General features: G+C 57.0%; 11 protein-coding genes. 10 read left to right on the forward strand and 1 reads right to left on the reverse strand.

Translation table 11 applies throughout. The annotated features are described in order from the left end of the window. Nucleotides 1-451: 451 nt before the first annotated feature. Nucleotides 452-1756, forward strand: a complete 1305-nt coding sequence (gene eno / locus HMPREF9081_RS04430; protein ID WP_006305809.1) for a phosphopyruvate hydratase — start codon at nt 452-454, stop codon at nt 1754-1756. A 68-nt stretch (nt 1757-1824) separates the two neighbouring features. On the opposite strand, the gene HMPREF9081_RS04435 is transcribed toward eno, so the two are convergent. After that, nucleotides 1825-2337: a nitroreductase family protein gene (locus tag HMPREF9081_RS04435; RefSeq protein WP_006305810.1), complete on the reverse strand. Its 513-nt coding sequence runs from the start codon at nt 2335-2337 to the stop codon at nt 1825-1827. Between the two features lie 161 nt (nt 2338-2498). Between HMPREF9081_RS04435 and HMPREF9081_RS04440 the strand changes: the two genes are divergently transcribed. From HMPREF9081_RS04440 to HMPREF9081_RS04480, 9 genes are all read left to right on the forward strand, one after another. Then, nucleotides 2499-3347 carry an ankyrin repeat domain-containing protein gene (locus HMPREF9081_RS04440; protein ID WP_040394507.1) on the forward strand — a complete coding sequence of 283 codons (849 nt, stop codon included), beginning with the start codon at nt 2499-2501 and terminating at the stop codon, nt 3345-3347. A gap of 138 nt (nt 3348-3485) precedes the next feature. Next, on the forward strand, nt 3486-5306 hold the full coding sequence (locus tag HMPREF9081_RS04445; protein WP_006305812.1) for a M48 family metalloprotease: 1821 nt from the start codon (nt 3486-3488) through the stop codon (nt 5304-5306). A gap of 223 nt (nt 5307-5529) precedes the next feature. After that, on the forward strand, nt 5530-7212 hold the full coding sequence (gene ilvB, locus HMPREF9081_RS04450) for a biosynthetic-type acetolactate synthase large subunit (protein ID WP_040395477.1): 1683 nt from the start codon (nt 5530-5532) through the stop codon (nt 7210-7212). A 1-nt stretch (nt 7213) separates the two neighbouring features. Next, the gene (gene ilvN / locus HMPREF9081_RS04455) at nt 7214-7714 is read left to right on the forward strand and encodes an acetolactate synthase small subunit (RefSeq protein WP_006305814.1); all 501 of its coding nucleotides are present in this window, start codon (nt 7214-7216) and stop codon (nt 7712-7714) included. Nucleotides 7715-7737: 23 nt separating this feature from the next. Then, nucleotides 7738-8658, forward strand: coding sequence for a sugar ABC transporter substrate-binding protein (locus tag HMPREF9081_RS04460; protein WP_040394509.1), 921 nt, complete (start codon nt 7738-7740; stop codon nt 8656-8658). Nucleotides 8659-8671: 13 nt separating this feature from the next. Beyond that, entirely contained in the window at nt 8672-10396 is a 1725-nt protein-coding gene (locus HMPREF9081_RS04465) for a methyl-accepting chemotaxis protein (protein WP_006305816.1), read from the forward strand. 246 nt (nt 10397-10642) lie between these two features. Then, nucleotides 10643-10924, forward strand: coding sequence for a co-chaperone GroES (gene groES, locus HMPREF9081_RS04470; protein ID WP_006305817.1), 282 nt, complete (start codon nt 10643-10645; stop codon nt 10922-10924). Between the two features lie 24 nt (nt 10925-10948). Beyond that, nucleotides 10949-12577 (forward strand): chaperonin GroEL, encoded by a 1629-nt coding sequence (gene groL / locus HMPREF9081_RS04475; protein ID WP_006305818.1) that lies wholly within the window; start codon nt 10949-10951, stop codon nt 12575-12577. A gap of 111 nt (nt 12578-12688) precedes the next feature. Next, nucleotides 12689-13156 carry a cupin domain-containing protein gene (locus HMPREF9081_RS04480; protein WP_218916821.1) on the forward strand — a complete coding sequence of 156 codons (468 nt, stop codon included), beginning with the start codon at nt 12689-12691 and terminating at the stop codon, nt 13154-13156. Nucleotides 13157-13278: the final 122 nt, after the last annotated feature.

The raw sequence follows: 13278 nt of genomic DNA on the forward strand, positions 1-13278 counted from the left end.
TTTGTATTGTAGCATATTTTTTTTGAAAATTTTGTAACCCAAGTCACACAATACAAAAAAAGATGTATTAAGAATAAAATTCATTGATAAATTTGGGATCGTATCAGGGATGTATTTTAGGAATCGCTGATAAAATGAAGTCCGTCAGATTGGCGTAGATTTTTTCGTCCGATTGAGGAGGCAAACCGGACGCATAGCCAAAGCTATGTGGAGGATCGAGGGCGAAAAGCGGGCAAAAAAGATGCGCTAAGATGATGGTGCTGAATTTATCAGTGCTTCCTTTACTCTGAAAAAATCTTAGAAAAGAAATGGATAATTCAACTTGCGTGCAGTTCCTTGCATTGCTTTTTCCTGTGAAAAAACGTATAATATTGAGAAGGAGAATACGCTGGATTGATTCGCGTATTCGGAGGGGGATGCTCCCTTTGTTTGGTGAAGAGGAGGAATATTCATGCGTGATTACTTAAGAATTGCTCAGGTCATCGGTCGTGAGATCATCGACTCGCGCGGCAATCCGACGGTTGAGGCGGAGGTCGTTCTCGAGGATGGCACGATCGGTCGCGGCGCGGCTCCCTCGGGTGCGTCGACGGGTGAGTTTGAGGCACTTGAGCTGCGTGACGGCGATAAGTCGAAGTTCGGCGGCAAGGGGGTTTCCAAGGCCGTCGAGAATGTGAACACGACGATTGCATCCGCACTTGTCGGCATTGAGGCGAGCGACATCTATGCGGTCGATCAGGCGATGTTCGACGCGGACGGCACGAAGGATAAGTCCAAGCTCGGCGCAAATGCGATTCTGGCGGTTTCGATCGCGGCATCGGATGCGGCGGCAAAGTCCGAGGATATTCCGCTCTATCGCTTCTTCGGCGGACTGCAGGCGAACGTCCTGCCCGTTCCGATGATGAACATCCTCAACGGCGGTGCGCACGCGACGAACTCCGTGGACACGCAGGAATTCATGATTATGCCTGCCGGCGCTCCGACGTTCCGCGAGGCACTGCGCTGGTCGACCGAGGTGTTCCATGCCCTTCAGGCGCTCCTCAAGAAGGAAGGCAAGACGACGGCGGTCGGCGATGAGGGCGGCTTTGCGCCTGACCTCGACTCCGATGAGGACACGATCGAGCACATCCTCAAGGCGATTAAGAATGCCGGCTACGAGCCCGGTCGGGACTTCGTGCTCGCGATGGATGCGGCGTCGTCCGAGTGGAAGGATCGCGAGAAGGGCAAGGGCTTCTACCATCAGCCGAAGTCCGGCAAGAAGTTCACGTCCGATGACCTCATCAAGCATTGGGAGTCGCTCGTCGACAAGTATCCGATCTACTCCATCGAGGACGGTCTCGATGAGGAGGACTGGGATGGCTGGAAGACGATGACGAAGGCCCTCGGACACAAGGTTCAGCTCGTCGGTGACGATCTCTTCGTCACGAACACGGAGCGCCTGAAGAAGGGCATTGACCTCGGCGCGGGCAACTCCATCCTCATCAAGCTCAACCAGATCGGCTCCGTCTCTGAGACGCTCGAAGCGATCAAGATGGCACACAAGGCAGGCTATACGGCGGTTACGTCCCATCGTTCGGGCGAGACCGAGGATACGACAATTGCCGATCTCGCGGTTGCGCTCAACACCGGGCAGATCAAGACGGGCGCACCGTCGCGCTCCGAGCGTGTCGCGAAGTACAACCAGCTCCTGCGCATCGAGGAGCAGCTCGGCGCGAGTGCGGTCTATCTTGGCAAGCGCGCGTTCAACTTCACGAAGTAAGAATATCCTTTGAGATACAAAATCCCCCGTTGCGGCGGGGGATTTTTGTGTGAAACTGGAAGGGACAGCTACAGTATCTCCACAAGTTCTGCCACATTCTTGCGTTGGGCATGGCGCGGGGAGGGGACACCTTTCTCGGTTGCATATCCGACGGGGAAGATGGCGATGAGATCGTAGTCTGCCATCTGAGGGAAGAACTCTTTCATCTTGGGCGCGTCAAAGTGACCGACCCATGTCGAGCGCAGTCCCTCGTTGTGAATGGCGAGCATGATGTAGGTCGCGACGATGGAGGCATCCACATCGGCGAAATTGCGTCCGTCGTATTGACGCACCCATGCGTCTTCGTACTTTCCGCCGACCACGAGGAAGACGCCTGCACCGAAGGTGTAGTTCGTCGTCTCCGCGAGTTTTGCCCGCGCCTCGGGGCTCTCGACCGCCCAGATCTTGAACGGCTGCTTGTTGACCGCCGTGGGCGCAACACGCGCCGCCTCAAGAATGCGGTTAAGCGCCTCGCGTGGGATCTCTCTGTCCGACAGGGCGCGGCAGGAGAACCGATCCTGAATGAGTTCATTGAATTCCATATGATTACCTCCTCGTGTAGATTCTTCCTAAAGTATAGCATAAAACAGAGAGAATCGGCGGGATTTTTCGGAACAATAGTATCTTTGTGAAGGAAATCTTATTGCTTTAGCGAACTATTACATTTGTATGTATGTGTTTCGCAGCAGAGGGGGAATTTCCGATGAAAAAATTTATGACCGCGACGATGATGGCGACGATTCTTGCCGTAGGCAGCAATATGTCTGCACCGACGGCGGAAGCGGGCGGCGTATACTTTGCGGATGCGCCCGTGGTTTCGCCGGCGATAACCGCACCTGCACCCACGGCGGCACCCGGTACACGTCCCTCGGTCTACATCCCCGGACAAATTACCACACCGTTTGTGGATCGCGACCTTACAACGGATGAAAATATGTTCTTCCTTGCCATCGAGAAGGCGGACTACAATACGATGCAGCTGATGCTCGACAAGGGCGTTGACATCAATGCCTACTACACACGGCGGGGGACGACGCCGCTCGGGCGCGCCATGGCGCTCAACAACCGTACGACGATCCAGTTCCTCTTGGAGCGCGGTGCGGATGTGCAGGGCTATGTCTTTCATCGTGGAGAGAATCACACGCACTCCTATTTGGTAGAAGCCGCCGATAAGGGAGATCTTGCACTCGTGCAGTATCTGCACAACTGGGGCGCGGACATCAATGGCGTTTCGTGGGATGGGGGAACGGGTTTTTTCAATGCACTTTTTACGCTGGGGTCGTCATCCGATGATATGAATATTCGGCGCTATCTCATCGCACAGGGGATCAATGTAAACTATGTGACGAGCGAGGGCGGTGCAACACCGCTCATCAATGCTGCGGCGAAGTATATGTCTTCAGGAGAGCGTCAGAACATCCTCAAAATGCTGCTCGATGCGGGTGCAGATCCTGACGTTCGGAACAAGTCCGGAAAGACGGCGGTCGACTACTGCATGGATCGCGGCGATCTTGAGAGTGCGCGCTTTCTCCAGACATATCAGCGTCAGTAATCACCATACATGCTGTTGGCGCGGGCGAATGCGGCGGATCACGTCTGCCGTTTGCCCGTGCCTTTTGTATTGCGCCTTTCAGTCTGTTTTAGGAAATGTCTGTTATACTGCGTACGCAATAGAAATGTGAGGTGAAGGATGCGGAAAACAGCGGCAACAATGCTTTCGGTTCTCGTGATTGCGGCGGCGACACTCTTTCCGCCTGCACGCGCGGAGGCGATTGACGCGTGGGGCATTGCGGCGCAGGCGCTCGGCGTGCTCGGTGCGTATCACTCGGCGCTCGGCGCGGTGCTTGCGCTCGGCAATGATGTCAGCGCTCAAGTGCAGAGCGAGCGACAGGATATTGCGGAAAACGGGCGTGCGCGGAATGCGCGTGATATCGAACTTGTGGACGGAATTATGGAGCGGCTCGTGCAGGACGGTGACTATGTGCTCCGCGTGAACTCGCTGCCCTTTACATGGGCAGTCACGGACAGCGCTGTCTTCAATGCGGCATGCTATCCGACCGACTACGTGACGATCAATCGGGGACTTATCCGAGGCCTCGACGGCAACGTCGATGAACTCGCTGCCGTACTCGGGCATGAGATGACGCATGGCATCCGTCAGCACAGCGCGCACAACTATGCAAAAGCGGCGGCGCAGTTCTACGGCATGAGCTTCCTCAATATGAATTTCGGTCTGATGGACTGGAACAAGCTCAACGCACTCGTGGGCTACTCCGTCGCCAAGAATGTCACGCTGCCGACGGAGTACGAGGCAGACGAGGGCGGCTTTCGCATTATGACGAGCGCAGGTTTCAACCCCGGCGGTGGAGCGGCGGCAATGGCGCGCATGGGCTACTATCTGACCTATGTGACGCAGGATCTGCAGGAGTATCAGGATCCGACGCAGAAGGACCTGCCGCAGGACGATTTCTCCGACCACCCCGCGACGGAGCGGCGCGAGGCAAAGCTCGCGGGATTTATGACGGACTACAGTGCGGGACATGTGACCGTCACCGACCGCAAGACCGTCTGCATTGACGGAACCCCGCTCCTCACGGTGACGTGGACGGATGATGACTATGACAACAGCCAGGAGAATGCCTATCTCGTTGCCGGAGCGCTTGCACGTGCCTTTCATGACTACGACCGCGCGGAGGACTGGCACCTCGTTCTGACACGGGACGGCGGCGCGACCCTCGGTGGTGACCCGCGCGTGAACGAGCTGCTCGTATATTTCCTCGCGAAAGAACGGGCAGGGGAGCGCCTGATCGTGCTCGTCCGTGACGCCTATGCGGGCGAAGCGGCAAGCGGTGCGCGAGAGAAGCTGCTTACCGCCGAGAAGATGCGCGCAGACGCACGCGCGGCAGAGCTTGCCGAGGTGGAGAATGCCGATGCGAAGGCAATCAAGAAGATCCGTGAGAACAGTGATGCGTACAGCGACTATGGGGACAGCGTTCGGGCGCTGGCACTTATGGAGCGCGTCTTTTCTTCGCCCCATGATGACAGTCGTGCACTCAGCCATGTCATCCGCGCGCGTGCGTACGCCGTGCAGGGTGACACTGCGCAGGCAATGGCGGATGCGGACAAGGGGGTTGCGGATGATCCGAAGGATGTCTACACATGGCTGAACCGTTCGGATGTACGCCGCATGCTCGGTGACCGTGACGGCGCTCTTGCGGATGCGCTGAAGGCGATCGAAACGGATGCGAAGAATCCTTACGGCTATCTGATTGCCGCAGAACTCTATGATGAGATGGAGAACGCGGCAGAGGCGCAGGAGTTTTTCAAGAAGCTTTACGCTGTCGAGCCAAAGGCAATCGAGCGAATTCCGGACGAGTATCTGGAAGCCGTCGACAAACGCGCCTACGCAAAGCGCATGAAGGACAAAGAGACGGCGAGAGCGGAACGGGAAAAGGAAATCCGCGAAAAACTGAAAGAAAAAAGCCGTCCGGCGGACGGCAATACGGATTGATGAGGGATTTCTATTGATGGGGCCGTTGTACGAAGTTTTTCAGTTTCGTACAACAGCCCCTGTCTTTATGATACGCACGTGCAATGCGCTTGTAAAAACGCATGGAAAGTCCTATAATAGAAGAGTATTATGGGGGATTCCATCGAAAGCACTGGTACATAAAGCCCCCTTGTAGGGGCTTCGTGGTCGGTGTTTTCATTCTTTAGGAGGGTTTCTATTGTTGATGAATGGTGCACGGGCACTCTTGGAGAGCCTGAAAGCGGAGGGCGTCGAGGTCGTGTTCGGCTATCCGGGCGGAGCCGTCCTCACGCTCTACGATGAAGTATATAAGATGAAATTTCCGCACGTTCTGACGCGTCACGAGCAGGGGGCAGCGCATGCGGCAGACGGCTACGCCAGAGCTTCCGGCAAGGTCGGCGTCGCCTTTGCGACCTCGGGACCCGGTGCGACGAATCTGGTGACGGGCATCGCGACGGCACATATGGACTCCGTGCCGATGGTTTGCATCACGGGACAGGTCGCGAATCCCTATATCGGCAAGGATTCGTTTCAGGAGGCGGACATTGTCGGCATTACGACGCCGATTACGAAGCACAACTATCTCGTGAAGGATGTGAATGACATCCCGCGCATCGTGAAGGAGGCGTTCTATATCGCGCGGACGGGGCGTCCGGGCGTTGTCGTCATCGATGTGGCAAAGGATGTATTCGATACGCCGATCGAATATGAATACCCCGCAGAAGCACTGCTGCACGGCTATACGGATCACATCCCATTTGATATGGAGACTGTGCACGCAGCAGCAGAGGCGCTTGCCGCGGCACGTCAGCCCCTCCTCTTTGTCGGCGGCGGTGTTGTGCTTTCGGATACAGAGGAATACGTACGTGAAATCCTCCGTCTCACGGGCATGCCTGCCGTTGCAACTCTGATGGGGATTGGCGGCGTTGCGGCAGATACCGAGGGCTATACGGGGATGGCGGGGATGCACGGCGCCTACGCCTCGAACATGGCGATTCAGGAGTGCGACCTCCTGCTTGCACTCGGCACGCGCTTCAGTGATCGTGTTACGGGGAATACAGCGGCATTTGCACCCAAGGCGAAGATTGTGCACTTTGACATCGACCCCGCCGAACTGAACAAGAATGTGCGCGCGGACATCCCCATCATCGGGGATCTCCGACAGACGCTCCCCGCATTTGTGAATGCTGTGCGCGCCATCGAGGACGATCTGCGGGTAAGATTCCGCCCGTGGCTGGGCGAAGTGCTCTCGATGGAGCGTGCCCACCCGCTCAGATGGAAACCATCGGAGGAGATTCGCCCCGAGGAACTCATCAGCTGCGTGCGGGAACTCGTGCCCGCAGATGCGATCTGTGTCACGGATGTGGGGCAGCACCAGATGTGGGCAGCGCAGTTCTTCGGCTGTTCGGAGCCGCGTCACTTCCTGACCTCGGGCGGACTTGGCACGATGGGGTACGGCCTGCCTGCCGCGATCGGCGCAAAGCTCGCCTGTCCCGAGAAGGAAGTCGTACTGATTACGGGTGACGGCAGCATCATGATGAACTGTCAGGAATTTGCGACGATGGCGGACAATGATATCGACGTGAAGGTCGTCATTGTGCACAACTCCATCCTCGGCATGGTCGGGCAATGGCAGCGACTTTTCTACAGTCACCACTACTCCGCTTCGGAGCTGAAGGGCAAGACGGATTTCGTCAAGCTCGCCGAGGCGATGGGCGTCGCCGGGTGCCGCATCGAAACGCGTGAGGAACTTGCGGAAACTCTGCCGCGCGTGCTTCGCGAAAAGGGAGCGCGCCTGATCGACGTAATCGTACCGGAGGAGGCGGATGTCGTGCCCATGGTGCCGGGCGGCAAGAGACTCGATCAGATGGTGCTCGGAGGTAGATAAGATGGACAAATACTTGCTTGCCGTGCTCGTTGACAACAAGCCCGGCGTTCTGACGCATATCGCGGGGCTTATCAGCCGCCGCGCCTTCAACATCGAAAGCATCTCCGCCGGCTATACGGAGGAGCCGGATGTCACGCGCATCAACATCGTCGTCTCCGTTGCCTCGGAGAACGAACTGCGTCAGGTGGTCACACAGCTCTCGAAGCTGATCGATGTGGTGAAGATCGTCAACCTCACCCAGTTTGAGTCCATCACGCGAGAACTTGTCCTTATCAAGGTGCACGCGACCAAGGAGAACCGCGCCGAGATCATCGATGTTGTGAATATCTTCCGCGCGCGCATCGTGGATGTCGGCGTGGAGAACGTCGTCATCGAGCTGACGGGCGACGCAAAGAAGATCGATGCCCTCTCGGAACTCCTGTCCGACTACGGCATCATCGAGATTGCACGAACGGGGGCAATTGCGCTCTCGCGCGGGCCAATTCCGGTCAAGAAAATGTGAAAACGTTATTAGGAGAGTTTGCCATGCATCTGAGAAAGTGGGGGCTTATGCTCGTGTCGGCGGCCTGTCTGGGGCTTGTCGGCTGCGGGCTGACGGGCGCTAGTTCGGATCGTGTCATCTATGCGAACTACGATGACCGCGACGGTTTCTGTACGCAGATCAAGGATGCCTTTGCCGCGAAGGCAAAGGCGGACGGCATTCAGGTGGAATTCCTTGATGCGAAGAACGACGGCAATATGCAGATTGATCAGCTGAATGAGGCGATCGGCAAGGGCGCAGGTGCTATCGTTCTGCTCGCAGCTGACGGTGCGAGCATTGTCAAGACCATCGAAAAGGCAAATGATGCCGGCATTCCCGTCATCACGGTGAATCGCAGCGTCGCGGGCGGCAAGGTGCTCCGTGCATACTCCGATGATGTGGAGGCGGGACGCATGCAGGGCGAGTATATGGCGGCGCACCTGCCGCCGAATGCAAAGATCGTTTACCTGCAGGGCGATGGAACGCAGGGCAGTGCCGTGGGGCGCTGGGAGGGATTTAAGGCGGCGTGCCTGGACAAGCGTCCCGACATTCAGCTGCTCTCCTTCGTGGATGCGGGATGGAGCAAGGCAGAGGCGCTCAAGACGATGACGCTCTGGATGAATATGTTCCCCGAGATCAACGGCGTGGTTGCGGGCAACGATGAGATGGCGCTTGGTGCCATTGCTGCGCTCAAGGGAGCGAACCGCCTCAAGGGGTGTCTGATCTCCGGGGTTGACGCAACGCCGTCGGGACTTGCCGCCGTCGAAGCGGGCGAGATGGCGCAGACGATCAAACAGGATGCCAAGGCGCAGGGTGAGGGTGCACTTACCCTTGTGGAGGGATTCCTCAAGGGGAGTCCGCCGACCGATGATCTCGCCATTCCCTTTACGTCCATAACAGCGGACAATATCGCACAGGCGAAGTGAGGAGGAGAGCACGATGAACATTCCATTCCTCTCGGCAGAGGCGATGAAGGATTATGCTGTGCGGACAAAGGTGTTTATCCTGTCGCTGTTCCTTCTCGCGGTACTGCTCCTCGTCGCTGCGGTCGGCATCTATACGAACTATCAGGCAAAGCAGTCGCTCGACGATATGTATAACCACAACCTCATGTCCACACAGTATCTGAACGATGCGAACAACCGCCTGAGGAGGATCAGTGTCAATGTCCCATACCTCCTGCAGGAGGGGTTCACGGCAGACAACCGAAAGATCCTTGTGGATGACGTGCTGGGCAATCTCGATGCCATCCGTCACGATATGGAGGAACTCAAGAAGATCGACACGAGTGAACGGGCGCAGGCGACGATCACGGAGCTTGAAAAGAATTTGAGCGTCGCCGAACAGAAGGTCGGCGCGATCAATAATATGGGAACGGCACCCGAGGACCGCGTTGTCATCTTTGACAATCTCGCCTCGCTCACCGTCATCTCAAGCAATATGGCAGTGCTCACGCCGGACAATGTATTCCAAGGCAAGCAGGTCTTTGAGGCGAACAACGCGCGCTATGATTGTACGGTCTGGCTCTTTGCCGGCATCATCCTCATCGCTGTCGGTTTTGGCGTGCTCGTATCGCGGAGCATTGCCGACAACATCTCCGATCCCCTTGCTGCCTCCATCGATCATCTGAGCGCTGTCGCTGCAGGCGATCTCTCCCGTTCGATTCCGGCAGAGCTTTCTGAACGCGCGGATGAGATCGGCACCGTGGTGAAGGCACTCGGCAAGATGCAGGGCTTTATGAAGCAGGTGCACGAGGAGGCGGAGCAAACCGATGCGATGGTCGCCGAGCTCGAGCAGATGCTGAACGGGCTCAACAACGATACGCAGGATATGTCTGCCGTGACCGAGGAGATGTCCGCAGGCATGGAGGAGACAGCAGCATCCACATCGAGTGTCCAACATCTCAGCGGTGAGCTGAATGACGGGATCAAGGGCGCGGCAGACGCAGCGCATGCGAGTGAGGAATATACGCGCGAGGTTGCGCAGCGTGCTACCGATCTCCAGACGCGCATGGAGCAGTCGCGCCTGAACACGCGGAAGATCTACGGTGGAACCAAGGCATCGGTGGCGGAGGCGATCGAATCCGCGAAGGTGGTCGCGCAGATCGAGCAGCTCACACTCGAGATCTCCGAGATCGCCGAGCAGACGAACCTCCTCGCGCTGAACGCGAGCATCGAGGCAGCGCGTGCGGGTGAGGCGGGGCGCGGATTCGCCGTGGTTGCGGGCGAGGTCGGGAAACTCGCCGAGCAGTCACGCGGGACGGCAGAGAAGATCAGCGGTCTCACGGGACAGGTCACCGGCTCCGTGCAGGCGCTTTCGAACGGCACACACAAACTCCTCATCTTTATCGATGAAAATATCCGCAGCGACTATGATCTGATGGACAAGACTGCCGTGCAGTACAAGGATGATGCGGAGTACTTCCGCAAAAACGCTGCCGCGACAACGGCGCGGTCACAGCATTTGCTGGACTCCGTCAGTGAGATGAATGCAGCGATGGAAGGGATCCGCAACGCAACCCATGAGGGCGCAGAGGGCAATACGCGCATCGCGGAGAAGGTCGTTTCCATGGCGGCAGAGTATGAGAACATCCTCGCGAAGATCCAGAGCTTTAAGGAAGGGACGGTGCGCCTGAAGAATCTTGTCGCGGCGTTCAAAGAATAACCAAATCCCAAGCCTGCCCCGCCGCAGCGGGGAAGGGGGGACCGCGAAGCGGTGAAAGGGGCGCCTTGAACGGGAGCATGAAGCATTTCGCCTTCATGCTCTTTGTTGTTTTTTTGACTTTTTTACAAAATACCTATTGACTTTTTGACTTAAAACGATTAGTATATACATCGTAAGTTAGCACTCAGCGAATGAGAGTGCTAACACCATCAAAAAGATTTGTATGAAAACTAGGAGGAAGATACCATGATTAAGCCACTGGGCGAACGTGTTGTCATTGAAGTCGCGGAGAGCGATGTCACAACGGCGAGCGGCATTGTGCTCCCCGACACGGCAAAGGAAAAGCCGCAAAAGGGCAAGGTCGTTGCCGTTGGCACAGGCAAGCTGCTCGAGAGCGGCGAGCGTGCGGAGATGGAGGTCAAGGTCGGCGACGGCGTTGTCTTCTCGAAGTACTCGGGTTCCGAGATCAAGGTAGACGACAAGGATTACCTCATCGTTCGTGAGAGCGATATTCTGGCAATCCTGTAATAGATAAATTTGGAGGCAATATAAATGGCAAAGCAGATTCTGTTTGACGAAGAGGCTCGCCGCGCACTCGGTCGCGGTGTGGATGCACTGGCAAATGCGGTAAAGGTTACGCTCGGTCCCAAGGGACGCAATGTCGTTCTCGATAAGAAGTACGGCGCGCCGACGATTACGAACGATGGCGTGACGATCGCGCGTGACATCGAGCTTGAGGATCCGTTCGAGAACATGGGCGCACAGCTCGTGAAGGAAGTCGCGACGAAGACGAACGACATCGCGGGCGACGGCACGACGACGGCGACACTGCTCGCACAGGCGATGATTCAGGAAGGCATGCGCAACGTCGTTGCGGGCGCAAACCCGATGATCGTCAAGAAGGGCATCGAGACGGCAGTCAAGACGCTCGTCGAGGAGATCAAGAGCAAGGCACAGAAGGTCGAGACGAAGGCGAAGATCGCGCAGGTTGCAGCAATCTCCTCCGGCGACAGTGAGGTCGGCGACCTCATCGCAGAGGCGATGGAGAAGGTCGGCAAGGACGGTGTCATCACGGTCGAGGAGTCCAAGTCCATGGACACGAACCTCTCGGTCGTCGAGGGTATGCAGTTCGACCGCGGCTACATCTCCCCGTACATGGTCACAGACACGGAGAAGATGGAAGCCGTTATGGACGATCCGTATGTGCTCATCACGGACCGCAAGATCTCGTCCGTTGCGGACATCCTGCCCGTCCTCGAACAGGTTGTAAAGCAGGGCAAGCAGATCGTCATCATCGCCGAGGATCTCGACGGTGAGGCGCTTGCGACCATCGTTGTGAACAAGCTGCGCGGCACGTTCAAGGCACTCGCAGTAAAGGCACCGGGCTTCGGCGACCGCCGCAAGGCAATGCTCGAGGATATTGCAATCCTCACGGGGGGCACGGTCATCAGTGAGGAGATTGGGCGCAAGCTCGACAGCGTGACGCTCGAGGATCTCGGCCGTGCACGTCAGGTGCGTTCCACGAAGGAAGAGACGACGATTGTCGACGGCGCAGGTGACAAGGCACAGATCACGGCACGCGTTGACCAGATCAAGAAGCAGATTGCAGACACTACGTCTGACTTCGACCGTGAGAAGCTGCAGGAGCGCCTCGCCAAGCTCTCCGGCGGTGTGGCGGTCGTTGAGATTGGTGCAGCGACGGAAGTCGAGATGAAGGACAAGAAGTACCGCGTCGAGGATGCGCTCAACGCGACACGCGCAGCGGTCGAAGAGGGCATCGTCGCCGGCGGCGGCACGACGTTCATCGACATCCTCCCGGCGCTCGATAAGCTGAGTGTCGAGGGCGATGTGAAGGTCGGTGTCGAGATCGTCAAGCGTGCGGTTGAGGCTCCTGTCCGCCAGATCGCGGAGAATGCGGGGCTCGAGGGCTCCGTGGTCGTCGACAGCGTGAAGAAGGCAGGCGACGGCATCGGCTTCAATGCGCTCGAGAACACCTATGTCGATATGATCGGCGCGGGTATCGTTGATCCGGCGAAGGTTACGCGCTCCGCTCTGCAGAACGCAGCATCGATCGCGGCGATGGTGCTCACCACCGAGACGCTTGTCACGGACAAGCCGGAGCCCGAGGCTCCGATGCCGGCAGGTGCGCCGGGCATGGGCGGTATGGGCGGCATGATGTAACGCGTCTGCCCGACTGAACCAATAAAAAGTGAACTCCCTTGTGAACCCTCATGAGGGAGTTTATATTTTTGGAAGCCATAGATTTCTTTTATGTTTAGGAGTGGGATTGTGATGAAGATGAAAAAAATCGCAGCGGCAATGGCACTTGGCTGTCTGATGCTCAGCGCAACGGCTTTTGCAGAGGAAGCGCAGGATCGCACCGTACAGCAGTGCTTCCAGAAGGACGAACTCATCGTTCTCGACAAGCAGGATGTTGCCGGAGGCAAGGGTACGCTCCATGGGCTCTTCTCCTTTACGCGCGACATGGCAAAGCCGGAGCAGGCCATCAAGGAGATCGGCTGGATGCGCCTCGATAAGGGGGCGTCCATTGGTCTGCACAAGCACGGTGTCAACGAGGATGCGTACATCATCATCTCGGGCGAGGGAATCTTCACGGATGGTGACGGCAATGAAACGGTTGTGCACGCGGGCGATATCACCATCGCGCGCGCCGGACAGTCCCACGCACTCCGGAACGAGAAGGATGAGCCGCTTATCTTCCTCGATGTGATCGCACAGAACGACGGCATGCAGAAATAAATATGCTGAGGTATGTTTCTTTACAGATGGAAACGTACCTCTTTTTTGTTCTGATGTTTACACAAATTCAACCGATACGATATTGTAAAAATGGAAATATAGTGCTATACTAGGCACAGATC

Origin of the sequence: Centipeda periodontii DSM 2778 (assembly GCF_000213975.1) — a bacterium.
GTDB classification, from domain to species: domain Bacteria; phylum Bacillota; class Negativicutes; order Selenomonadales; family Selenomonadaceae; genus Centipeda; species Centipeda periodontii.

What these genes read in the sequence shown, in the direction of transcription:
- eno (WP_006305809.1), top strand. Translation starts at nt 452, where the DNA reads ATGCGTGATTACTTAAGAATTGCTCAGGTCATCGGTCGTGAGATCATC.
- HMPREF9081_RS04435 (WP_006305810.1), bottom strand. Translation starts at nt 2,337, where the DNA reads ATGGAATTCAATGAACTCATTCAGGATCGGTTCTCCTGCCGCGCCCTG.
- HMPREF9081_RS04440 (WP_040394507.1), top strand. Translation starts at nt 2,499, where the DNA reads ATGAAAAAATTTATGACCGCGACGATGATGGCGACGATTCTTGCCGTA.
- HMPREF9081_RS04445 (WP_006305812.1), top strand. Translation starts at nt 3,486, where the DNA reads ATGCGGAAAACAGCGGCAACAATGCTTTCGGTTCTCGTGATTGCGGCG.
- ilvB (WP_040395477.1), top strand. Translation starts at nt 5,530, where the DNA reads ATGAATGGTGCACGGGCACTCTTGGAGAGCCTGAAAGCGGAGGGCGTC.
- ilvN (WP_006305814.1), top strand. Translation starts at nt 7,214, where the DNA reads ATGGACAAATACTTGCTTGCCGTGCTCGTTGACAACAAGCCCGGCGTT.
- HMPREF9081_RS04460 (WP_040394509.1), top strand. Translation starts at nt 7,738, where the DNA reads ATGCATCTGAGAAAGTGGGGGCTTATGCTCGTGTCGGCGGCCTGTCTG.
- HMPREF9081_RS04465 (WP_006305816.1), top strand. Translation starts at nt 8,672, where the DNA reads ATGAACATTCCATTCCTCTCGGCAGAGGCGATGAAGGATTATGCTGTG.
- groES (WP_006305817.1), top strand. Translation starts at nt 10,643, where the DNA reads ATGATTAAGCCACTGGGCGAACGTGTTGTCATTGAAGTCGCGGAGAGC.
- groL (WP_006305818.1), top strand. Translation starts at nt 10,949, where the DNA reads ATGGCAAAGCAGATTCTGTTTGACGAAGAGGCTCGCCGCGCACTCGGT.
- HMPREF9081_RS04480 (WP_218916821.1), top strand. Translation starts at nt 12,689, where the DNA reads ATGAAGATGAAAAAAATCGCAGCGGCAATGGCACTTGGCTGTCTGATG.